This window comes from Vicinamibacterales bacterium, from assembly GCA_035699745.1.
Classification (GTDB): Bacteria; Acidobacteriota; Vicinamibacteria; order Vicinamibacterales; family 2-12-FULL-66-21; genus JAICSD01.
In genome coordinates this window covers 1-21849 of sequence record DASSPH010000036.1, presented here as the reverse complement: position 1 = coordinate 21849, position 21849 = coordinate 1, and the positions used below count along the sequence as shown (strand labels likewise).

At 69.6% G+C, this 21849-nt stretch carries 19 protein-coding genes and 1 rRNA gene; 16 read left to right on the top strand and 4 right to left on the bottom strand.

Going from position 1 to position 21849, the window contains the following annotated elements; genetic code table 11:
* Window positions 1-84: 84 nt before the first annotated feature.
* The 3 genes from purD (at window position 85) to VFK57_07210 (ending at window position 3349) form a co-directional block, all read left to right on the top strand.
* Window positions 85-1392, top strand: coding sequence for a phosphoribosylamine--glycine ligase (purD, locus tag VFK57_07220; GenBank protein ID HET7695481.1), 1308 nt, complete (start codon window positions 85-87; stop codon window positions 1390-1392).
* Between the two features lie 26 nt (window positions 1393-1418).
* Window positions 1419-1916 (top strand): 5-(carboxyamino)imidazole ribonucleotide mutase, encoded by a 498-nt coding sequence (gene purE, locus VFK57_07215; protein ID HET7695480.1) that lies wholly within the window; start codon window positions 1419-1421, stop codon window positions 1914-1916.
* A gap of 152 nt (window positions 1917-2068) precedes the next feature.
* On the top strand, window positions 2069-3349 hold the full coding sequence (locus tag VFK57_07210; protein HET7695479.1) for a MiaB/RimO family radical SAM methylthiotransferase: 1281 nt from the start codon (window positions 2069-2071) through the stop codon (window positions 3347-3349).
* Here the strand turns inward: VFK57_07210 and rlmN are convergent.
* Complete coding sequence (rlmN, locus tag VFK57_07205) at window positions 3291-4373, bottom strand: 23S rRNA (adenine(2503)-C(2))-methyltransferase RlmN (protein ID HET7695478.1); 1083 nt, start codon at window positions 4371-4373, stop codon at window positions 3291-3293. The genes VFK57_07210 and rlmN overlap by 59 nt on opposite strands.
* A 155-nt stretch (window positions 4374-4528) precedes the next feature.
* Here rlmN and VFK57_07200 point away from each other — a divergent pair, with 155 nt between their 5' ends.
* The 10 genes from VFK57_07200 (at window position 4529) to purN (ending at window position 15059) form a co-directional block, all read left to right on the top strand.
* On the top strand, window positions 4529-5782 hold the full coding sequence (locus tag VFK57_07200; GenBank protein HET7695477.1) for a pitrilysin family protein: 1254 nt from the start codon (window positions 4529-4531) through the stop codon (window positions 5780-5782).
* Complete coding sequence (gene purB, locus VFK57_07195; GenBank protein HET7695476.1) at window positions 5779-7125, top strand: adenylosuccinate lyase; 1347 nt, start codon at window positions 5779-5781, stop codon at window positions 7123-7125. The genes VFK57_07200 and purB overlap by 4 nt, the downstream gene beginning before the upstream one ends.
* Window positions 7122-7361 (top strand): phosphoribosylformylglycinamidine synthase subunit PurS, encoded by a 240-nt coding sequence (gene purS / locus VFK57_07190; GenBank protein HET7695475.1) that lies wholly within the window; start codon window positions 7122-7124, stop codon window positions 7359-7361. The genes purB and purS overlap by 4 nt, the downstream gene beginning before the upstream one ends.
* A gap of 51 nt (window positions 7362-7412) precedes the next feature.
* Window positions 7413-8126 (top strand): phosphoribosylformylglycinamidine synthase subunit PurQ, encoded by a 714-nt coding sequence (purQ, locus tag VFK57_07185; GenBank protein ID HET7695474.1) that lies wholly within the window; start codon window positions 7413-7415, stop codon window positions 8124-8126.
* Window positions 8123-8326 (top strand): hypothetical protein, encoded by a 204-nt coding sequence (locus VFK57_07180; protein ID HET7695473.1) that lies wholly within the window; start codon window positions 8123-8125, stop codon window positions 8324-8326. The genes purQ and VFK57_07180 overlap by 4 nt, the downstream gene beginning before the upstream one ends.
* Window positions 8323-10530 (top strand): phosphoribosylformylglycinamidine synthase subunit PurL, encoded by a 2208-nt coding sequence (gene purL / locus VFK57_07175; GenBank protein ID HET7695472.1) that lies wholly within the window; start codon window positions 8323-8325, stop codon window positions 10528-10530. Before VFK57_07180 ends, purL begins: the two co-directional genes overlap by 4 nt.
* Window positions 10527-11963, top strand: coding sequence for an amidophosphoribosyltransferase (gene purF / locus VFK57_07170; protein HET7695471.1), 1437 nt, complete (start codon window positions 10527-10529; stop codon window positions 11961-11963). Before purL ends, purF begins: the two co-directional genes overlap by 4 nt.
* Window positions 11960-13105, top strand: a complete 1146-nt coding sequence (locus VFK57_07165) for a HEAT repeat domain-containing protein (protein HET7695470.1) — start codon at window positions 11960-11962, stop codon at window positions 13103-13105. Before purF ends, VFK57_07165 begins: the two co-directional genes overlap by 4 nt.
* 63 nt (window positions 13106-13168) lie before the next feature.
* Window positions 13169-14194, top strand: a complete 1026-nt coding sequence (gene purM / locus VFK57_07160; GenBank protein HET7695469.1) for a phosphoribosylformylglycinamidine cyclo-ligase — start codon at window positions 13169-13171, stop codon at window positions 14192-14194.
* Window positions 14195-14435: 241 nt separating this feature from the next.
* Window positions 14436-15059: a phosphoribosylglycinamide formyltransferase gene (gene purN, locus VFK57_07155; GenBank protein ID HET7695468.1), complete on the top strand. Its 624-nt coding sequence runs from the start codon at window positions 14436-14438 to the stop codon at window positions 15057-15059.
* A gap of 6 nt (window positions 15060-15065) precedes the next feature.
* Here the strand turns inward: purN and VFK57_07150 are convergent, their stop codons facing one another.
* A complete protein-coding gene (locus VFK57_07150) occupies window positions 15066-15923 on the bottom strand; it encodes a metallophosphoesterase (GenBank protein ID HET7695467.1) in 858 nt (285 codons plus the stop codon).
* Window positions 15924-15954: 31 nt separating this feature from the next.
* Between VFK57_07150 and tyrS the strand changes: the two genes are divergently transcribed.
* Complete coding sequence (gene tyrS, locus VFK57_07145; protein ID HET7695466.1) at window positions 15955-17223, top strand: tyrosine--tRNA ligase; 1269 nt, start codon at window positions 15955-15957, stop codon at window positions 17221-17223.
* Here tyrS and VFK57_07140 read toward each other — a convergent pair.
* Together VFK57_07140 and VFK57_07135 are read right to left on the bottom strand one after the other, a co-directional pair.
* Window positions 17202-18302, bottom strand: coding sequence for a hypothetical protein (locus VFK57_07140; protein HET7695465.1), 1101 nt, complete (start codon window positions 18300-18302; stop codon window positions 17202-17204). The two genes, tyrS and VFK57_07140, sit on opposite strands and share 22 nt — an antisense overlap.
* The gene (locus VFK57_07135; GenBank protein HET7695464.1) at window positions 18284-18979 is read right to left on the bottom strand and encodes a glycosyltransferase family 2 protein; all 696 of its coding nucleotides are present in this window, start codon (window positions 18977-18979) and stop codon (window positions 18284-18286) included. Before VFK57_07135 ends, VFK57_07140 begins: the two co-directional genes overlap by 19 nt.
* Here VFK57_07135 and VFK57_07130 point away from each other — a divergent pair.
* Together VFK57_07130 and VFK57_07125 are read left to right on the top strand one after the other, a co-directional pair.
* The gene (locus tag VFK57_07130) at window positions 18963-20780 is read left to right on the top strand and encodes a glycosyltransferase family 39 protein (GenBank protein HET7695463.1); all 1818 of its coding nucleotides are present in this window, start codon (window positions 18963-18965) and stop codon (window positions 20778-20780) included. The two genes, VFK57_07135 and VFK57_07130, sit on opposite strands and share 17 nt — an antisense overlap.
* A gap of 641 nt (window positions 20781-21421) precedes the next feature.
* Window positions 21422-21849 (top strand): 16S ribosomal RNA (locus VFK57_07125); the annotation flags it as partial.

Sequence of the window (21849 nt, the reverse complement as noted above, 5' to 3'; positions counted from 1 at the left end):
ACAGGTGCCCGTCAATCCTCGCAGCAAAGCTCGGGCTGCTTCGCCCTCACGTAACTCGTTACCCGCCAACCGCTTAGGAGTCTCGTGCGGGTCTTGATCGCCGGCGGCGGCGGACGCGAGCACGCCCTCGCCTGGCGCCTCGGACGCGAGCGGCCGGCGGCGCTGTTCTGCGCGCCGGGCAACCCCGGCATCGCCGCGATCGCGCAGACCGTGCCGATCGAGGCGTCCGATCCGGATGCGCTGCTCGCGCTCACACTACGTGAGTCGATCGATCTCACGGTGATCGGTCCCGAGCTGCCGCTGGATCGCGGCGTCGTCGATCGCTTCCGCGCGGCGGGGCGCCGCATCTTCGGTCCGCCGCGCGCCGCGGCGCAGCTCGAGTGCAGCAAGGCGTTCGCCAAGGGTTTCATGGCGCGCCACGGGATCCCGACGGCGCGCTACCGCGTCTGCGAGTCGTCCGGGGAGGCGCGCGGCGTCGTCGATCGCGGCGAGTTCGGCTTTCCGGTCGTGCTGAAGGCCGACGGACTCGCCGCGGGAAAAGGGGTCGTGATCGCGGCGGACCGCGCCGCCGCGCACGACGCGATTCGCGCCGCGATGGACGATCGGCAGTTCGGCGCCGCGGGCGCGCGTCTCGTCGTCGAGGAGTGTCTCTCGGGGCCGGAAGTCTCGTTCTTCGCGCTCTGCGACGGCACCCGCGCGCTGCCGATCGCGTCCGCGCAGGACCACAAGCGGATCTTCGACGGCGACCAGGGGCCGAACACCGGAGGGATGGGGGCGTTTGCGCCGAGTCCGCTGCTCGACGCGGCGATGGACGCGCGCATCATGCGCGAGATCGTCGAGCCCGTGCTCGGCGGCATGCGCGCGGAAGGCACCGAATATCGCGGCTTCCTCTACGCCGGGTTGATGATGACCTGCGACGGTCCGAAGGTGATCGAGTACAACGTCCGCTTCGGCGATCCGGAAGCGCAGGCGGTGCTGCCGCTGATCGACGGCGATTTCCTGGCGCTGCTCGCGGCCGCGGCCGACGGAGATCTGCGCGGACGCCGCGTCACGCTCACCGCCGGCGTTTCGGTCGGCGTCGTCATCGCCGCCGCCGGTTATCCCGGACCGGTGCGGAGCGGCGATCCGATCGCGGGGCTCGAGGCCGCCGGACGCGTCCCCGGCGTCACCGTCTTTCACGCCGGCACCGCCCGTCGCGGCGAGCAGATCGTGACCGCCGGCGGCCGCGTGCTCACCGTCGTGGCGACGGCGCCCGACTACCAGTCGGCGATTGACCGCGCCTACCAGGCGGCATCGCTGATATCGTTCGACGGAATGCAGTACCGCCGTGACATCGGCCGCAAGGCGGTGAGATTTCTAGAGGAGAAGCAGGGATCAGGAACCGGTTCCTGATCCTTTCGTGTCGAGGACAGCGACAGATGCCACAAGTTTTGATCCTGATGGGTTCGGACTCCGACGCCCCGGTGATGCAGGCGGCGGTCGACACGCTGAGGGAATTCGGCATCACCAGCGAAATGACGGTGGCGAGCGCGCATCGTTCCCCGGCTCGCGTCATGCGCCTGGTGGAGGAGGCCCCCGGGCGCGGCGTGAAAGTGTTCATCGTCGGCGCCGGCGCCGCGGCGCATCTCGGCGGCGTCGTGGCGGCGCACACCATCCTGCCGGTGATCGGCGTGCCGATCGATTCGTCGGCGCTGAAAGGACTGGACGCGCTGCTGTCGACGGTGCAGATGCCTCCGGGGGTTCCCGTCGCGACCGTGTCGATCGGCAAGCCCGGTGCGACCAACGCCGCGGTGCTCGCCGCCCAGATCCTGGCCGTGGGAGACAAGGCGATGGCGGACAAGCTGGCTCAATACAAGACCAAGCTGGCCGAGAAGGTCGAGGCTGCCGCCGCAAAGCTGAGCGGCTCGCCCGCCTGACGCGTCACGGTCGCCGCAGCGGCTCCGCCGCGGCTCCGCCGCGCAGGCGGACCGGAGACCACGAGCTTCACCAAGACCACTAAGATGTCCCCGGGCGCTTTGTGATCTTTGTGATCTTCGTGACCTTTGTGCCGGAGCCTGAGTCGTAAGCCGTGAAATACGCGATCGTCACCTTCGGCTGCCGCGTGAACCACGCGGATTCGCTGCGCATCGAGGAGGACCTGCGTGCGCGCGGCGGCGTCGAGGCGCCGTCGTGTGACGCCGACGTCGTCGTCGTCAACACCTGCTCGGTCACCGCCACGGCGGACCAGGGGGCGCGGCAGGCGATCCGCCGCATCGCGCGCGCCAATCCGTCCGCGAAGATCGTCGCGACCGGCTGTTATGCGACCAGGTGCGAGGACGACTTCGCGGCGCTGCCCGTCACCGTCGTCCGCAACAGCGACAAGCTGAGTTTTGCCCGGACGTTGGGTGCTGACCCGCCTGATGGCCCGTGCGGCGCCCCTGTCGAACCCGGCGTTGCCGGCCGCACCGCCTTCACCATCCGCGCGCAGACGGGATGCGAGGAGCAGTGCGCCTACTGCATCATCCCGGCCACCCGCGGCGCGTCGCGCAGCGCGGCGATCCAGGCGCTGGTGGCGGACGTCGAGCGCGCCGCCGAGGCGGGCTTCAAGGAAGTGGTCGTCACCGGCGTGCACCTCGGGTCCTACGGCCGCGATCTGGCGCCTGCCGCGTCGCTGCTCGATCTGCTGCGCGCGTTGGACCGCGTCCGCGGCGACGTGACGTTCCGCGTCAGTTCGCTGGAGCCGATGGACTGCACCCCGGCGATCGTCGATTTCGTCGCCGGCAGCGGACGGTTCATGCCGCACTTTCACCTGCCGCTGCAGCACGCCAGCGATCGCGTCCTCGCCGCGATGCGCCGGCCGTACACGCTCGGCTACTACCGCCGGCTCGTCGACGGCATCGTCGCGCGGCTGCCGCACGCGTCGATTGGCTCCGACATGCTGGTCGGGTTCCCCGGCGAGACCGATGCGGACGTCGCCGCGAACCTGGAGTACCTGCCGGCCTCACCGCTGACGCACCTGCACGTGTTCCCCTACTCGGATCGTCCGGGGACCGCGGCGACTGCGATGCGGGACAAGGTGCACGGCGCCGTGATCCGCGAGCGCGCGGCGCAGTTGCGGGAGATCGGCGTGGGGCTGTCGCGGCGCTTCCGGGCGTCGCAGGCGGGAACCGTGCGTCCCGGGCTGACGCTGGAGGACGGCACGCTGGTAGTGACGGACAACTATCTGAAGGTGCGAATCGCGCCGGGGATTGCGCGAAACACCCGCGTGGCGGTCAGGATTCCACCGGCAGGCGGCGACCTGGAGGTCGGTCCTACTGGATCAGTGCCGCCAGCCGTTGTGCGGGGGATCGCAGCCGCGTCGACTCCGTAATCAGCTGCCCGCACGCCGCGCGGATGTCGCGGCCGCGCGATTTGCGCACCGAGACGGTGAGGCCGCGCTCGGCGACGATCTGGGCGAAGCGGTTGATGCGCGCCTCCGACGGCCGCTCGTAGGGAATCCCGGCCGCCTCGTTCAGCGGCAGCAGGTTCACCTTGGCCTTGACGCCGTTCAACAGCCGGACGAGGCGCCGCGCGTCCTCGTCGGTGTCGTTGACGTCCTTCAGCATCACGTACTCGAACGTGATCCGCTCGCGGCGCTTCACCGGGAAACGGCGGCAGGCGTCGAGCAGTTCCTTCAGCCCGTACTTGCGGTTGATCGGCACCAGCAGGTCGCGCTGATCCTCGGTCGTCGCGTGCAGCGAGATCGCGAGGTTCGGCATCAGCGGCTCCGTCGCGAGACGCTCGAGCGCGGGCAGCACGCCGACGGTCGACAGCGTCACCCGCCGCGGGTTGACGCTCAGGCCGTGATCGTCGGCGAGGATGCGGAGCGCCTTCATCACCGCGTCGTAGTTGTGCAGCGGCTCGCCCATCCCCATCAGGACGATGTTGAAACGCGACTGCAGCATGTGCAGCTCGCGCGCCAGCACGCGGACCTGTCCGACGATCTCGCCGGCGGTGAGATTCCGGATGATCCCCATCTTGCCCGTGAGGCAGAAGCCGCACTTCATCGCGCAGCCGACCTGCGTCGACAGGCAGAAGGTGTTGGCGGGCGTATCGGGAATGAACACCGATTCGATCAGCTGCCCGTCTTCGAGGCGCAGCAGGAACTTGGTCGTGCCGTCCGACGACTTTTCCTTCCGCACCAGCTCGGGCGTGACGATGCGGAAGCTGCCGGCGAGGGCGGAGCGAAGGTCGCGGCCGAGGTCGGTCATCTCACCGAAATCGGTCACACCCCGCTTGTGCACCCATTGAAACAGCTGGCGTCCGTGAAAACGCGGGTGCCCCATCGATTCGAGCGCCTGCTCGAGTTCGGCGAGTTCCAGTTCCGCGAGATCGTGGCGCGCTTCGGTGATCATTGAAAGGTCCCGGATCTTCGATTGTACTCCGGCCGTCCAGCACGGCTTTTCGGCTCGGCCCCGGTTGCGCGACAGGCGGATCGCGTGATAACATCCCTGCAGATTTCGGCTCCCGTAATCCCTTCTCAGTCAAGCAGTTAGACTCACAATCCGGCATGGTCACACGCGAGGTCCTGGATACCGGTCTTCGTCTCATCACCGAGTCGATGCCGCACGTCCGGTCCGTCAGCATCGGCGTGTGGCTGACGCGCGGCTCCCGGCACGAACGCATCGAGCAGGGGGGGATCGCGCATTTCGTCGAGCACATGCTGTTCAAGGGCACCGCGTCCCGGACGGCGGAAGACATCGCTCAGGCGATCGATTCGATTGGCGGCCAGCTCGACGCCTTCACCGCGAAGGAGTACGCCAGCTACTACATCAAAGTGCTCGACGAGCACCTGCCGACCGCCGTCGACCTCCTCTCCGACATCGTCATGAATCCGAAGTTCGATCCGGACGACATCGAGAAGGAGAAGAAGGTGATCCTCGAAGAGATCAAGATGGTCGAGGATACGCCGGACGATCTGGTGCACGAGCTGTTCACGCAGCACTTCTGGGAGGGGCACGCGCTCGGCCGGCCGATTCTCGGCTCGCGTGAGAGCGTCGAGTCGTTCACCAGCGAGATCCTGCAGGAGTATTTCGACGCCGCCTACGTGGCGCCGAATCTGATCGTGTCGGCGGCGGGAAACGTCGAGCACGCGCGGCTGCGGGAGCTGGTCGACGGCGCGTTCGGCGGGCTGCGAACCGACGCCGGCCCTTACAGCGACAGCGTGCCGCGGGTGGTGCCGCAGGTGATGCTCCGCTCGAAGGAGCTGGAGCAGAGCCACGTGTGCCTGGGCACCAACAGCTACCAGCAGAATCATCCCGACCGGTACGTGAGCTACATCATGAACACGGTGCTCGGCGGGTCGATGAGCTCGCGGCTGTTCCAGAACGTCCGCGAGAAGCGCGGGCTCGCCTACGCGGTGTTCAGCGGCCTGAGCGCCTATCGCGACGCCGGCAACATCACGATCTACGCGGGGTGCGCCAACGAGGCCGTCCCCGAAGTGGTGGATCTCTGCGTCGAGGAGCTGCGGCGGATGAAGCAGCCGGTCCCCGACGCCGAGCTGCGGCGCGCCAAGGATCATCTGAAGGGCAGCCTGATGCTCAGCCTCGAGAACACGGCGAGCCGGATGTCGCACCTGGCGCGGCAGGAGATCTATTTCGAGCGGCACTTCGGGCTGGACGAGACGCTCGCCGGCGTGGAACGGGTGAGCGCACAGGACGTGGTGCGGGTGGCGAGCGATCTGTTCGCCAACGGGTCGCTGGCGGCGACGATCGTCGGGCCGGCGCCGCGGCAGGTGACGCGGGCGCAGCTGGATCTGGGATGATTCAACGCTATACCCATCCGGAGATGGGCGCGATCTGGAGCGATCGCCGCCGTTACGAAACCTGGCTCGACGTCGAGCTTGCCGCCGCCGACGCGATGGCGGAGGCGGGTCTGGTGCCCCGCGAGGCCGCCGCGGAGATGCGCGCCAGGGCGGGCTTCGACATCGCGCGGATCGAGGAGATCGAGTCGGTCACACAGCACGACGTGATCGCCTTCACCACCGCCGTCGCCGAGAAGGTGGGGCCGTCGGCGCGGTGGCTGCACTTCGGGCTGACCTCCTCCGACGTCATCGACACCGCGCAGGCGATCCAGATGCGCGAGGCCTGCGCTCTGCTGGTCCGCAACATCGGCACGTCGATGGAAGCGGTGCGCGAGCGCGCCGAGGAGCATCGCCGCACGCCGATGATCGGCCGCACGCACGGCGTGCACGCCGAGCCGATGACGTTCGGGCTCAAGCTGGCGCTCTGGTACGCCGAGCTGCAGCGCGACCTGGATCGCCTGCTCCGCGCCCGCGACGTGGTGTCGGTCGGCAAGATCTCCGGCGCGGTCGGCACCTTCGCGCATCTCGATCCCTCGATCGAGGCGCGCGTCTGCGAGCGCCTCGGCCTGCAGCCGGCGCCGGTGTCGTCGCAGGTGATCCAGCGCGACCGCCACGCCGAGCTGCTGTCCGCGCTGGCGATCACCGCCGCGTCGCTCGAGAAGTTCGCGCTCGAGATCCGCGGACTGCAGAAGACCGAGATCGGCGAGGTCGAGGAGCCGTTCGGCAAGGGGCAGAAGGGCTCGTCGGCGATGCCGCACAAGCGCAATCCGATCGGCTGCGAGCAGATCGTCGGCCTGGCGCGGCTGGTGCGCGGCAACGCGATGGCGGCGCTGGAGAACGTCGCGCTGTGGCACGAGCGCGACATCTCGCATTCCTCCGTCGAGCGCGTCATCCTGCCCGACAGCTTCATCGCGCTCGATCACATGCTGCGCCGGTTCACCCGCATCGTCCGCGGGATGGTGGTGTATCCGGCGCGGATGCTCGAGAATCTCGGCCGCTCGCGCGGCGTGGTGTTCTCGGGGACGCTGCTCCTCGAGCTGGCCAGACGCGGCATCTCGCGCGAGCAGGCCTACGAGTGGGTGCAGCGCAACGCGATGCGCGCGTTCCACGAGGAGAAGGACTTCAAGACGCTGTTCCTCGCCGACCCGGACGTGATGGCGGTGCTCACGCCGGCGGAGGTCGAGAAGGCGTTCGACCTGAACGATCAGCTGCGCAACGTCGATGCCGTCATCGATCGCGTGTTCAACCGGGAGCTCGTGGGTGCCGGCACCGCCCGGCGGATCGAACTCGAGAAGAGGCCATGAGAGCAAGAGTCTTCGTGACGCTCAAGAAGTCCGTGTTCGACCCGCAGGGCAAGACCATCGCCGATGCGCTGCATTCGATGGGATACACCGGCGTGGGCGACGTGCGGCAAGGCAAGTTCTTCGAGCTCGACATCGCGGCGGCGTCGGCCGACCAGGCGAAGACGCTCGCGTCGGAGGTCGCCGACAAGGTGCTGGCGAATCCGGTGATCGAAAGCTACAGGGTGGAAGTGGAGTAGCGCAGTGCGGCGGGGAAGGGCGGACGCCGCCCTGCCGGGCGGAGGCAACGGATGAAATTCGGAGTCGTGGTGTTTCCGGGATCGAACTGCGATCACGACGCGTACCACGCGGCGAAGCACGTGCTCGGCCAGGATGCCGAGTTCCTCTGGCACAAGGACCGCGGCCTCAAAGGCGCCGACGTCGTCATCCTGCCCGGCGGCTTCGCCCATGGCGATTACCTGCGGACCGGCGCGATTGCCCGCTTCTCGCCGATCATGCCCGCGATCCAGGAGTTCGCCCGCCGCGGCGGACCGGTGCTCGGCATCTGCAACGGGTTCCAGGTGCTGCTCGAATCGGGGCTGCTCCCCGGCGCGATGCTCCGCAACCGCGATCTGAAGTTCCACTGCGAGCAGGTCACGGTCCGCGTCGAGCAGACCGACACCCCCTTCACCGCCGCCGCCGTGAAGGGGCAGCGGCTGCGGCTGCCCATCGCGCACGGCGAGGGGAACTATTACGCCGACCCGGAGGTCGTCCGCCAGCTCGAAGCCGACCGGCGCGTGATCTTCCGCTACTGCGACGAGCGCGGCGAGGCCACCGATGCCGCCAACCCCAACGGCGCGGTGAACGGCATCGCCGGAATCTGCAGCGAGGCGCGGAACGTCGTCGGCCTGATGCCCCATCCCGAGCGCGCCTGCGAGTCGCCGCTGGGCAGCGCCGACGGGTTGATCCTGTTCGAGTCGGTCGTCACCTCGCTGGCGCGCGAGGGCGCGGCGCGGACGGCATGACCGATGCCCGCGGCAATGCGCGGCTGGTCGGCACGCTGCTGTCGTTGAGCGCACTCGTGCTCTTCGCGGCCGGCGGGATCGCCTGGGCGGGCTGGCTGCCCTACCGGCCGGGAACCGCGCGGGCCCTCGCCGTCGCATTCGCGATGGTCGGCGTCGTCGATCTCGCGGTGGCGTGCTATTTCATGGTTCGATACCGATGACTGTCACACCCGAGGAATACGAGCGCATCAAGCGATCGCTCCGGCGCGAGCCGACCGAGACCGAGCTCGGCATCTTCTCGGTCATGTGGTCCGAGCACTGCAGCTACAAGAGCTCGCGCATCCATCTCAAGAAGCTCCCGACGCGAGGCGCGCGGGTGCTGCAGGGCCCGGGGGAGAACGCCGGCGCCGTCGACATCGGCGGCGGGCTCGCCGCGGTCTTCAAGATCGAGTCGCACAACCACCCGTCGTTCATCGAGCCGTACCAGGGGGCGGCGACCGGCGTCGGCGGCATCATCCGCGACATCTTCACGATGGGCGCGCGCCCCATCGCGCTGCTCAATTCGCTCCGCTTCGGCCCGCTCGACGCGTCGGCGCCGTCCGGCGCCGGCGCCGGCGACGCCGCGCGCACGCGCCGCATCATGGAAGGCGTGGTCAGCGGCATCGCCGGCTACGGCAACAGCATCGGCATCCCGACCGTCGGCGGGGAGATCGCATTCGAGGAGCCGTACACCAGCAATCCGCTGGTGAACGTGCTGTGCCTCGGCATCGTCAAGGCGGACGCGCTCGTAAAGGGCAACGCCTCCGGCGCCGGCAACCCGGTGTACTACGTCGGCGCCAAGACCGGCCGCGACGGGATCCACGGCGCGACGATGGCGTCGGCGGAGTTCGATGAGAAGGCGCTGGAGAAGCGGCCGGCGGTGCAGGTCGGCGATCCCTTCATGGAGAAACTGCTGCTCGAGGCCTGCCTGGAGCTGATGGCGACCGACGCGCTCATCGGCGTGCAGGACATGGGAGCCGCGGGGCTGACCTGCTCGACCTGCGAGATGGGGTCGCGCGGCGGCGCCGGCGTCGAGATCGACGTCATGCACGTGCCGCAGCGCGAGTCCGGCATGACCCCCTACGAGATCATGCTGTCGGAATCGCAGGAGCGGATGCTCCTGGTGGTGAAGAAGGGGCGCGAAGCCGAGGTCGAGAAGATCTTCGAGAAGTGGGATCTCCATGCCGCCCACATCGGCGAGGTGACCACCGACGGCATCATGCGCGTCAAGGACCACGGCACCGTCGTCGCCGAGATCCCGAACACCGCCCTGGTGGACGAGGCGCCGGTCTACGACCGGCCGGCGGCGCGTCCGGCGTATCTCGACGACGTGGGAACGTTCGACGCCGCCCGGCTGAAGCAGGTGCCGCCCCGCGAGGCGCTCCTCGCGCTGCTGGCATCCCCCACCATCGCGAGCAAGCGGTGGGTCTACCGCCAGTACGACACGATGGTGCGCACCAACACCATCGCCGCCGCCGGCATGACGGCGGGCGTCGTCCGCGTCAAGGGCACCGAGCGGGCGCTGGCGATCTCGACGGACGGCAACGGCCGCTACTGCTATCTCAACCCGCGGCGCGGCGCGATGCTGGCCGTCGCCGAAGCGGCGCGGAACGTGGCGTGCGCCGGCGCCGTTCCGATCGGCGCGACGAACTGCCTGAACTTCGGCAATCCCGAGCGTCCCGAGATCATGTGGCAGCTCGTCGAGGCGATCGAGGGGATCGCCGACGCGTGCCGCGCGCTGGACGTGCCGATCACCGGCGGCAACGTCAGCCTCTACAACGAAACGGACGGCCGCGCCATCTACCCGACGCCGATCATCGGGGTGGTCGGGCTGATGGAGGACGCGTCGCGTGTGCTCACCCGGGCGTTCCGCGGCAGCGGCGACGCGGTCGTGCTGCTCGGCGAGGACCGGGGGGAGCTCGGCGGAAGCGAGTACCTGAAGACGATCCACGGCCTGGTGCGCGGCGATGCGCCGGCGCTGGATCTCGCCCGCGAGGCGGCGCTCATCCGGCTGGTGACCGAGAGCGCGTCCGCCGGGCTGCTGCGCTCCGCGCACGACTGCTCGGACGGCGGCATTGCGGTCACGCTGGCGGAATGCAGCTTCGACACGGGAGGCGTCGGCGTGACCGCCGACCTCGCCAGCGAGGTCGAGCTCTTCAGCGAGACCGCGTCGCGAATCGTCGTGTCGGTGGAGGCGTCCAAAGAGCAGGAGCTGCTGGCGCGTGCCGCGGCCGCCGGGGTGCCCGCGCGGCGCATCGGCACCACCGGCGGATCGCGGCTGGCCATCCACGTGGATGGCCGGAGCGCGATCGACGTCGCCGTCACGGAGGCGGAGCGTCTGTGGAGCACCGCGCTCGAGCGGTATTTCAAAAGGGCGGTGGCATGAGCCAGAGCGCATCGGTCAACGGCGTGCCGCTGGACAAGTTCAAGGACGAGTGCGGGGTCTTCGGCATCTTCGGTCACCCCGAAGCGGCCAACCTCACGTATCTCGGCTTGTACGCGCTGCAGCACCGCGGGCAGGAAAGCGCCGGCATCGCGAGCGCCGACGGCGTGAAGATGCGCATCTCGCGCGCGATGGGGCACGTCGCCGACGCCTTCGACGAGCGCAGCCTCGAGGCGCTGCCCGGACACATTGCCATCGGCCACACCCGCTACTCGACCGCGGGCGAGAGCAAGCTGCAGAACGCGCAGCCCATCCTGATCGACTGCGCGCACGGACAGATCGCCATCGCCCACAACGGCAACCTGGTGAACGCCCGCGAGCTGCGCGATCGGCTCGTGCGCGACGGCTCGATCTTCCAGACCAGCAGCGACACCGAAGTCGTCCTGCACCTCTACGCGCGCTCGCGCGAGCATGCCGTCGAAGACGCCCTGGTCGAATCCATCTCCCAGGTCACCGGCGCCTTCTCGCTGGCGATGATGACCAAGGATCGCCTGATCGCGGCGCGCGACCCGCACGGGTTCCGGCCGCTCGCGCTCGGCAGGCTCGACGGCGCCTACATCGTCTGTTCGGAGACCTGCGCGCTGGATCTCATCGGCGCCACCTACCTCCGCGACGTGGAGCCCGGCGAGCTGCTGGTGATCAGCGATGGCGGACTTCGCTCGCTGCGTCCGTTTCCGCCGGCGCCGCTGGCGCACTGCGTGTTCGAGCACGTGTATTTCGCCCGGCCCGACAGCTACGTGTTCGGCCGCAGCGTGAACGAGGTGCGCACCGAGTTGGGGCGCATGCTGGCGCGCGAGTCCCGCGTCGACGCCGACGTCGTCTGTCCGATCCCCGACTCCGGCGTCTGTGCCGCCACCGGGTTCGCCGAGGCGTCCGGCATCCCGATGGAGATGGGGCTCATCCGCAATCACTACGTCGGCCGCACGTTCATCCAGCCGCAGCAGGCGATCCGGCATTTCAGCGTCCGCATCAAGCTCAATCCCGTGCGCAGCGTGCTGGAGGGGCGCCGCGTGGTGCTGGTCGACGATTCGATCGTCCGCGGGACCACCAGCCGCAAGATCGTGAAGATGGTGCGGGCGGCGGGGGCCAAGGAAGTCCACCTGCGGATCAGCTGCCCGCCGACCGTGTCGCCGTGCTTCTACGGCGTCGACACGCCGGACAAGGCGGAGTTGATCGCCGCGACCCACACGCTCGACCAGGTCCGCGAGTTCATCGAGGCGGACAGCCTCGCCTATCTGAGCATGGAGGGGCTGCTCGGCGCGGTCGGCAAGGAGCGCGGGTCGTACTGCACGTCGTGCTACACCGGCGTCTATCCGGTGGCGTTTCCGCGCGACGAGAAGGCCTACCTGCAGCTCGCGCTGAAGGTGGTCGAATGAAGATCGCCGCCGCCGCGCTCCTCGCGGCGTTCGCCGGCGCCGCTCTCCAGTCTCCGCCGGCGGCCACGCTCCGCTCGTCGATCGACAATCTCGGCAAGTTCGAGGCGCCGGTTCGCACCGCCGCGTCGCGTGAAGTCCGCCGCGCCGCGCCGGCGCAGGCGGTGCCGGCGCTGATGGCCGCGGCGACCGGCCACGCCGACGGCTACGTGCGGTTCCGCGCGCTGGTCCTGCTGTCCGGGTTCAACGACAGCCGCGCCCGCGAGGTGATGAGCGCGGCGCTCGACGAGCCCAACGATCGGCTGCGTACCGTGGCCTACGCCTACTTCGAGCACAACAAGGAGCGCGGCATGTCGGCGCGCCTGATCAAGGCGCTGGAGAAAGAGGACGGCGAGTTCGTGCGTCCGGCGCTGACGCGCGCCCTGGCGGCCTACGGCGACGAGCCCGAGGCGCAGAAGCAGCTCGCCTCCCTGGTGATGCGCGGCCAGGATCTGTATCGCAGCGCCGTGATCGACGCGCTCGGCGATTACCGCGCCGGCTATGCCTTCGCCCCGATCAGCGAGGTCGCGAAGCTCGACGGGCCGCTCCAGGAAGACGCGATTCTGGCGCTCGGGAAGATCGGCGACAAGCGCGCGCTGCCGGTGCTGCAGGCGCTGCAGCGGACGGCGCCGCGCGCGCGCCAGCCGGCCGTCGCCGCCGCGATCTGCCTGCTCGGGATCAACTGCGAGTCACATCAGAAGTTCGTCACCGATACGCTGCACTTCGCGCTGGCGAACATCGGCTTCCAGGACCTGCTGCGCGCCTCGGCCCGCGCGCTCGGCGCTCTCGCGATCGCCGGCCGCGACAGCGCCGCGGTCACGCTGCTCGACGCCGGCATTCAGGCGCGCGACCCCGGCCGGGCGCCGATCGCGCTCGCGCTCGGCACCGTCGCGCTGCGCAACACGCCGCTCACCGTCAAGCTGTTCGGCGCGCGCGAGGATCTCCGCGACGCGGCGCTGCTCCTGCGCGACGCGTTCGACATGCTCGAGGAGGATTTCGAGGAAGAGCGGTTCTTCGCGACGGTCCGCCGCTCGTACTGGCAGGCGCCGGAGGGATCCGCGCAGCGCAAGGTCGCGGACACGCTGATCCAGGTGCTGGAGTTTTGACGGCGACGGCGAGTGCAGGAAGAGGGCAGAGGCGCGCCGCCGAGCGGCGCCGCACGGCTGGGTATGGACTATAGAAGCGCGGGCGTCGACATCGACGCCGGCAACGAAGTGGTTCGCCGCATCCGCGGGCTCGCGCGCGGCACGCACACCCGCGGCGTGGTTTCCGAGCTGGGATCGTTCGGCGGGCTCTTTCACCTGGGCGCCCGCGGCTTTCGCGATCCGATCCTGGTGTCGAGCGCCGACGGCGTCGGCACCAAGCTGCGGGTCGCGTTCCTGACCGGCATCCACGACACCGTCGGCCTCGACCTGGTCAACCACTGCGTCAACGACATCCTCGTCCAGGGGGCCGAGCCGCTCTTCTTCTTCGACTACCTGGCGACCGGGCGGCTCGATCCCGACGTCGCGGTCCGCATCGTCGAGGGACTGGCGCGGGGCTGCCGCGAGAACGGCTGCGCGCTGCTCGGCGGCGAGACCGCCGAGATGCCCGGGTTCTACGCCGACGGCGAGTACGACGTCGCCGGCTTCATCGTCGGAGCCGTCGAGCGCGAGCGTCTGATCGACGGCCGCTCGATCCGCGCCGGTGACGTGCTGATCGGGCTGCCGTCCTCGGGTCTGCATACCAACGGCTACTCGCTGGCGCGCTCGATCGCGTTCGAGAAGCTCGGGCTGTCGGTGAGCGATCGCGTCGAGGAGCTCGGCACGTCGGTCGGCGATGCGCTGCTGACCCCGCACCGCTCGTACCTGCCGGTGGTCCGTCCGCTGCTCGAGTCCGCGGCGATCAAGGGCATGGCCCACATCACCGGCGGCGGCATCACCGACAACCTGCCGCGCGTGCTTCCGCAGGGCACCGAGGCGGTCGTCCGCCTCGGCTCGTGGAACGTGCTGCCGATCTTTCAGTGGCTCGAGCGCGCCGGCGGCGTGCCGCGCGAAGACATGCTCCGCACGTTCAACATGGGCGTCGGGTTGATTCTCGTCGTCGCGCCCGCTGACGCCGAGCGCGCGCTCGCCTCCCTCGACGGGGAAGGGCGCGTCATCGGCGCGATCGCCGCATCCTCCTCGTCCGAGCCGCACGTCCGCTACGACGGCTGATCGGCCTCTTGCCTCCCGCTTCTTCCAGTCACGAGCAGAACGCGGCATAATCCTCGGACGTCTCCAGGATCACGCCCTTCGCGAGCCCCGGTTGCACACGTGATACACGCATCCGCCAGGAGTGAACCGCCGCGGTCTGGCGATGATGCCGATCGCCATGGCGATCGAACCGACACGGTCTCGCCGCGGCCGGCCCGTGTCAATCGGGGTCAGACCCCGACCTCACGCCGGAGGCCTCGAATTGGCGTCTGACCCCGGACGGCGGGTCGGCGTGCTCATCTCGGGGCGCGGCAGCAACCTGCAGGCGCTGATCGACGCGATCGCGGACGGCCGGCTCCGCGCCGAGATCGCCGTCGTGATCGCCAACCGCGCCGACGCCGACGGTCTCGCGCGGGCGCGGACGGCGGGCATCCCCGCCGTCGCCATCCCCCATCGCGATTTCCCGACGCGCGCCGCCTTCGAGGAGGCGGTCGTCGCCGAACTCCGCGCGCGGCAGGTCGCGCTCGTCTGCCTCGCCGGGTTCATGCGCCTGCTCGGCCCGACCTTCCTCGACGCCTTCCCGGATGCCATCCTCAACATCCACCCGTCGCTCCTCCCCGCCTTTCCGGGCGTCGACGCGCAGCGCCAGGCGTGGACGTACGGCACGAAGGTCGCCGGCGCCACCGTGCACCTCGTCACCGGCGAGCTCGACGGCGGTCCGATCGTTCTGCAGCGCGCCGTCCCGGTCGAAGACGACGACACGCCGGAGACGCTCGCGGCGCGGATCCTCGACGCCGAACACCAGATCTATCCGGAGGCCGTGGGGCTGGTGCTGGCGCGGGAATGGCGGATCGAAGGGCGCCGCTTCGTCCGCGCCGCGAAGTGAGCGCGGCTACGCGCGCGCGACCGGCTCGAGCGTCAGCACCGCGACTTCCGGCGGGCAATTGATCCGCACCGGCACGTAGACCGTACCCACGCCGCGGCTGACGAAGATCGACGTGCCCTGCCGCTGTTCCACGCCGGAGACGACGGGGAACTCGCGCGCCGCGATGGCGCCGATCCCGGGCAGGACGATCTGGCCGCCATGCGTGTGCCCGCTGATCACCGCCGGCACGGCGAGCTGCTGCGCCTCGAACAGCCGCTTCGGCGTGTGCGCCAGCAGGAACGTCATCGGCACCGCGCCGCGGACCACGTGCGCGATGTCGATCGCCTTGTAGGTCCAGAAGCGGATGCCGGCGAAGTCCACCGTCTCGCCGCGCAGCGTCAGCCGCGTGCGCGCGTCGCGCAGGACGGTGAATCCCTTCGCGGCCAGCGCCGCCGGCACCTCGCGATCGTCGTCGTGGTTGCCGAGCACGGCGAGGACGCCGTGCGGCGCGGACAGCGGCGCCAGCGCCTCGGCGGCGGGCTGCGCGTAGCGGCGGTCGCCGAAGCTGACGTAGTCGCCGCCGAGCAGGATCAGATCGGGAGCCTCGCGCATGATCAGCGACACCGCCCGCGCCACCATGTCGTGCGAGACGTCCTTGCTGCGATGGATGTCGGTGAGCACGCCGATGCGGAATCCGCGCAGCGGCTCCGGCAGACCCGCGACGGGAAAGCGAAGCCGCGTCAGCTCGAGATGATGGCGCTCGTAGAGGAAGCCGTGCGCGGCGGTGCCGGTCGCGACGCCGAGCCCGACGCCGAACAGACCCTTCAGCAGATTGCGGCGCGTGATCGACACGGAGGGACGGGCCGCACGGCCTTCGGCGGGCATGCAGCCTGATATTAGCAATATAGTACGGGCGATGGCTGGCGTGGATTTGTACGAGGACCTGCTCTGGCGCGGCATGGTGTCGGAGTCGACCGACGGCCTGCGCGACGCGCTCGCCGCCGGGCCGGTGACCACTTACATCGGTTTCGATCCCACCGCCGACAGCCTGCACGTCGGCTCGCTGCTCACCATGCTGGGACTCGCGCGGGTGCAGCGGTTCGGGCACGTCCCGATTGCGATCGTCGGCGGCGGCACCGGGATGATCGGCGATCCCAAACCCACGCAGGAACGGCCGCTGCTCTCGCGCGAGGACATCGAGCGCAACATCGCCGGCATCCGGCCGCAGCTCGCCCGCGTGCTCGACTTCGAGAGCCGCACCAATCCCGCGCGGATCATCAACAACGCCGACTGGCTGGCGTCGTTCGACCTGCTCGGCTTCCTGCGCGACACCGGCAAGTACTTCACGGTCAATTACCTGCTTCAGAAGGAGGCGGTGAGCCGGCGGCTGGAGAGCGACGAAGGCATCTCCTTCACCGAGTTCAGCTACCCGCTCCTGCAGGCGCGCGATTACCTCGAGCTGTTCGACCGCTATCAGTGCACGCTGCAGATGGGCGGCAGCGATCAGTGGGGGAACATCACTGCCGGCATCGAGCTCGTGCGCAAGCTGCGCAACCGCAAGGTCCACGGCCTGGTGTGGCCGCTGATGACCACGGCGGCGGGTACGAAGTTCGGCAAGACCGAGGCCGGGACGGTGTGGCTGGATGCCGCGCGCACCTCCCCGTTCCGCTTCTACCAGTTCTGGCTGAACGCCGACGACCGCGACGTGGTGCGCTACCTGAAGTTCTTCACCTTCAAGCCGCGTGAAGAGATCGACGCGCTCGCGCAGGCGGTCAGCGAGCGGCCGGAGCGCCGCGAGGCGCAGCGCGCGCTGGCGCGCGACGTGACCGCGCTGGTCCACGGCGAGGATCAGGTGCAGCGCGCCGAACGGGCGGCCGACGTCCTGTTCGGCGAGGACATCCGCCACGCCGCGATCCAGGACGTGTTGATGGTGTTCGAAGACGCCCCGTCAACGGAGCTGTCGCTGCCGCCCGACGGCATGCCGCTCGCCGAGCTGCTCGCCACGGTGAAGCTCGCCCCGTCGCGCAGCGAAGCCGTGCGGCTGATCAAGAGCCGCGGCATCTACGTGAACAACGTCCGTGCGACCGAGGAACGGGCGCGGCTCACGCCGGCCGACGCGATCGGCGGCACGCTGTTCGTCCTCCGCAAGGGGCGCAAAGACCATCACATCGTCAAGCTGCGCTGACGCCTGGCGAGGATCGCGGCGGCGGCCGCGGCGGCCAGCAGGACGATTTCGATGCCGCGCAGCGGCGGCGTCCAGATCCGCGCGTAGCTGAGGAGCCAGGGGATCTGCGCGGCGGCGAGCGCGCCGGCCACGGCGGCGCGCGGCGTCGGGTCGAGGCGATCGAGTTCCCACGCACAGGCGAGCAGGATGAACGGCAGCGCGGCGGCGACCAGGCGCTGCGTGTCGATGGCGACCAGGATCTGCGCCGTCGCGATCGTCACGCAGAGCCCGACCGTCCACGCGCGGGGCTCGCCGGCGTGCCGCGCGAGCGCGAACGCCGCGAGCGGTGTGAGTACGGTCCACGTCCCGGTTGTCGCGAGGAGCAGCCGTCGCGAGACCGTCCGCGGATCGAGAGGCCAGTAGAGATCGCGAGCGTTGGCGGCCCACGAGTACGGCTCCGCGGAGGGGATCGCCAGCCGCACCGCCACCGCTGCCGCGAGGGCGAGCAGCGTTCCGGCCAGCGCCGATTTCCAGAACGACCGCGCGTAGGCGCGCGACCAGACCAGCGCGAACGCCGCGGCGATGACCCAGGTTTCCTTGGTGACGCTGAGCGCGGCCATCGCGGCCGCGAACACCACCGGACGGCCGCGCATCGCCGCCGAGGCGGCGAGCACGATCAAGAGCAGCGAGAGGCCGTCCGGGCGGATGAAGTCCCACGACAGGTATCCGGCGACGGCCGGCGCGAATGCCGCGATCGCGCCGGCCATCAGCGCGGTGCCGGCGGAGATCCCTGCTGCCGCCATCATGATCGCGATCGCCGGCGGGATGAGCGCGAGCGCCGTCAGCGTCAGCGCGTGGAAACCGGTGCCCGCTGGCAGCCCCGTCGCCCGCACGATGGCGGACGGCAGGAGCCGCCAGGAGTACGGCGCGACTCGGCGCGCCGCACCCGGCGTGGCCATCTCCCGGTAGTGCTGCTGATCGTGGAGGAAGTAGACGGGCGGCGGCAGGGAGGCGCGCGCGCCGAGCGACAGCGGAACGCCGAAGCCGAGGATCGCGAGCGCGACGAGGAGCGGCCACCTCCTCAGGAGGTCAGGCGGCATTTCAGCAGTGTATAGATCGCGTCGACGCCGTCGATCCAGCGCATCTTCTTGCCCTCGTCGAGCCGTCGCGGGTTGTACGAGATCGGGACCTCGACGATCCTCCGGCCGGCGCGCAGCAGGCGCGCGGTCAACTCCGGTTCGATGTCGAAGCCGACGCAGCGCAGCCGGATCCCTGTGAGCGCCTCCCGCCGCATCACTTTGTAGGCGGTCTCCATGTCGGTGAGCCGCCCGCCGAACAGCAGGTTGGTGAGCATCGTGAGGAAACGGTTCGCCGTGCGCGACTTCATCGGCACGTTGGCGCTGGGCGCGAGGAATCGCGATCCGTAGACGATCTCGGCGCGGCCGGCGACGATGGGCTCGAGCAGCCGCGTGTACTCGTTCGGATCGAGCTCGAGGTCGGCGTCCTGGATGAGCAGCACGTCGCCGGTGGCGAAGGCCAGGCCGAGCCGGACGGCCGCGCCCTTTCCGAGGTTGATCGGGCTGTGGTAGACATGCACCGGCAGGTCCGGCGGCAGCCGCCGATCGTCGATCGCGCGGCGCGTGCCGTCGGTCGATCCGTCATTGGCGACGACGATCTCCATCTCGATCGCGCCGAGGTCCACGGCGGCAACGCGCTCGAGCACTTCATGAATGGTCTGCTCTTCGTTGTAAACAGGGATGATGACGGATAGACGCATGCGCCGCGCCGCCACTATACGACACCACGCCGGAGCGGCGTGCGCCGCCGCCGCGTGCATCGCGGTGGCGTGGTCCGCCATCCTCGCGCTGTCGGGCGGCATCAGCGTGCACACCGGCGTCTCGCGCTTCGTGGCGCGCGATCCGATCCGTCCGCTGTACGTCGCCGCGGCGTTCGCCGGGATCGCGTGGCCGCTGCTCGGCACGCCCGAGTCGCGTCGCCTCCTGCGCCGGCTCGCCGGGGATGCCGGCCGCCTCCCCGCCCGTGTCGCGGCGGTGGCCGCGGCGGCGACGCTCGTCGTGTCGATTGCCTGGAGCACGCGTGCGGCGGGCGGTTCCGATTCCTCCTGCTACGTGCTGCAGGCGGAGGCGTTCGCGCACGGCCGCGCCAGTCTGCCGCCGCCGCTGCCGCTGGCGTCCGCGATCGTTCCGCCGGCGGCGTTCGCGCCAATCGGCTTCGTGCCGTCGCCGGCGCCGCCGCACGACGCGGTGCCGATCTGCGCGGCGGGGCTCGCGCTCGCCATGGTTCCCGCCGCGCTCGTCAGCCGCGACGCCGTCTTCCTCGTCGTCCCGCTGTTCGCGGTGCTGGCCGTGTGGTGCACATTCCGCCTCGGGCGCGCGCTCCACAGCGACCTCGCCGGCGCGGGCGCCGCCGTGCTGCTGGCGTGCAGCCCGATCTTTCTGTATCAGGCGGTGCAGCCGATGAGCGACGTGCCGGCCGCCGCGCTGTGGCTGGCGGCGCTCGTCGGATTGAGCGCCGCCGGCGAGAACGAACCGGCGCGCGGCCGCGCGGCGCGCGAGATCGCCGCCGGACTCTGCGCGTCGGCGGCCGTCCTGATGCGCCCGAACATGGCGGTGCTCGCGCTGCCGCTGCTCGCGCTCCTGCCCTGGCGCGCGGCCTCGTGGCTGCGGTTCGCTGGCGCGTCGCTGCCGGCGCTGGCCGCGATGCTGGCGCTGAATGCGGTGCGGTACGGATCGCCGCTGGCGTCGGGGTACGGCGCGACGGACGTGCTCTTCGCGCTCGCCCACGTCGGTCCGAACCTGTCGCGGTATCCGCGGTGGCTGTTCGAGACTCACACGCCGTTGGTGGCGCTGGCGGCGATCGCGCCGCTGCTGCCGTGGCGGCGCGAGCAGCGCCGGATCGTGCTGGTGGCAGCCGCGTCCGCGGCGCTGACGGTGGCGACCTATCTCGCCTACACCGTGTTCGACGACTGGTGGTACCTCCGATTCCTGTTGCCGGCGCTGCCGCCGATGCTCGTGCTGGCGATGCTCGTGGTGATGCGGCTGCTGCAGTTGCTGCCGCGCGTGCGTCCGTGGGCGATCGGCGCCGCGGCCGCCGTGGTGGTGCTCACGCTGGGCGCGTGGTTCGTGCACGTCGCCGGGCGGCGCGCGGTGTTCGAGCTGGCGATCCTGGAGTCGCGGTTCCGTCTCGCCGGCGACTATGCCGGACGGGCGCTCACCGAGCAGGCGGTGGTGCTGGCGGTCCAGCAGAGCGGCAGCGTGCGCTATTACGGCCGGCGCGCCAGTCTGACGTGGGATGCGATTGCCGCGGATCGACTGGACGAGGTGATCGACGCGCTCCGGGCGTCGGGAAGGGTCGCGATCTTCGCGCTCGAGGACGCGGAGCAGGCGCGGTTCCGTGCGCGGTTCAGGGGGCAGCGGTACGGCCGGCTCGACTGGGCCCCGTTTGCCGAGGTGCATGCGCCGACGCGGGTGCGCTTCTTCGATCCGCGGCAGCGGGCGCCGTTCCAGGCTGGCGAGCGCTATCCGGTCGAGATTGTCGGCCGGGTTGGACGGCGGTAGAGGCGCGGCAGAGACGGCCGTGCGCGGAAAAAGTGCTGCTGCTGTGCTTGATCGGCGCGAGCCGAATTCCTATACTGCCTTTCCGCCCCGACGAAGCCGCCGCTGCAGATGCTGGGTGGCGGCGTGATCGCAAGAGGTTGACAGTCAATCGCTTACGATCGTATATTGGGTGGGTTCGGCGCGGTCCGCCGGGCATCTTCTAGAGCAAGCCTTCTCGGCTCGACCCATCCCCCGGCTGGAACACGCCCCGCGATGAGTCGCTTCAAGTCGGAGCCACGCCGCGGAGAGCGGCCGGCGCGAGGAGATGAAGAGAAAAGAGAAGGCGAGGGGTTGACAACGCCCCGAGGCGTTAGTAAGATTGGAAGGTTCCCCCAAACACGGTCGATGTGGCAGGGGGGACGGCAGTTCCGGTTCTTTGAAAACTAGATAGAACGTGCAAGCACAACCCGTCGAGTATCAGCGGGTGGCGCATCGCAAGTCGTTGACCGGTCTTCAGTTCTGATCGGCGGCGAGATGCGAACCACTCATTACTTGACGAACTGAACAACGTAGAGAGAGCCGATTCAAACAGGCTTCTCGCGTTAAACGAGGTCTGTCCTGCGCGCGCCTGCGGATGCGGGCGAGCGAAGGGCGAGCCGATTTAACATGAGAGTTTGATCCTGGCTCAGAATCAACGCTGGCGGCGTGCCTAACACATGCAAGTCGAACGCGAAAGCCCCGCAAGGGGTGAGTAGAGTGGCAAACGGGTGAGTAACACGTGGGTGATCTGCCTCGAAGTGGGGGATAACGACCCGAAAGGGTCGCTAATACCGCATAACATCCTGCTTTTGGATAAGCGGAGATCAAAGCCGGGGATCGCAAGACCTGGCGCTTGGAGAGGAGCCCGCGGCCGATTAGCTAGTTGGTGAGGTAACGGCTCACCAAGGCGACGATCGGTATCCGGCCTGAGAGGGCGGACGGACACACTGGGACTGAGACACGGCCCAGACTCCTACGGGAGGCAGCAGTGGGGAATTGTTCGCAATGGGCGCAAGCCTGACGACGCAACGCCGCGTGGAGGACGAAGATC

Coding starts and splice junctions, on each gene's coding strand:
- tyrS (HET7695466.1), top strand. CDS start 15,955: ATGGCTGGCGTGGATTTGTACGAGGACCTGCTCTGGCGCGGCATGGTG.
- purL (HET7695472.1), top strand. CDS start 8,323: ATGACTGTCACACCCGAGGAATACGAGCGCATCAAGCGATCGCTCCGG.
- purE (HET7695480.1), top strand. CDS start 1,419: ATGCCACAAGTTTTGATCCTGATGGGTTCGGACTCCGACGCCCCGGTG.
- VFK57_07135 (HET7695464.1), bottom strand. CDS start 18,979: ATGCGTCTATCCGTCATCATCCCTGTTTACAACGAAGAGCAGACCATT.
- VFK57_07165 (HET7695470.1), top strand. CDS start 11,960: ATGAAGATCGCCGCCGCCGCGCTCCTCGCGGCGTTCGCCGGCGCCGCT.
- purM (HET7695469.1), top strand. CDS start 13,169: ATGGACTATAGAAGCGCGGGCGTCGACATCGACGCCGGCAACGAAGTG.
- purQ (HET7695474.1), top strand. CDS start 7,413: ATGAAATTCGGAGTCGTGGTGTTTCCGGGATCGAACTGCGATCACGAC.
- VFK57_07150 (HET7695467.1), bottom strand. CDS start 15,923: ATGCCCGCCGAAGGCCGTGCGGCCCGTCCCTCCGTGTCGATCACGCGC.
- VFK57_07140 (HET7695465.1), bottom strand. CDS start 18,302: ATGCCGCCTGACCTCCTGAGGAGGTGGCCGCTCCTCGTCGCGCTCGCG.
- rlmN (HET7695478.1), bottom strand. CDS start 4,373: ATGATCACCGAAGCGCGCCACGATCTCGCGGAACTGGAACTCGCCGAA.
- VFK57_07130 (HET7695463.1), top strand. CDS start 18,963: ATGACGGATAGACGCATGCGCCGCGCCGCCACTATACGACACCACGCC.
- purF (HET7695471.1), top strand. CDS start 10,527: ATGAGCCAGAGCGCATCGGTCAACGGCGTGCCGCTGGACAAGTTCAAG.
- purB (HET7695476.1), top strand. CDS start 5,779: ATGATTCAACGCTATACCCATCCGGAGATGGGCGCGATCTGGAGCGAT.
- VFK57_07200 (HET7695477.1), top strand. CDS start 4,529: ATGGTCACACGCGAGGTCCTGGATACCGGTCTTCGTCTCATCACCGAG.
- purS (HET7695475.1), top strand. CDS start 7,122: ATGAGAGCAAGAGTCTTCGTGACGCTCAAGAAGTCCGTGTTCGACCCG.
- VFK57_07180 (HET7695473.1), top strand. CDS start 8,123: ATGACCGATGCCCGCGGCAATGCGCGGCTGGTCGGCACGCTGCTGTCG.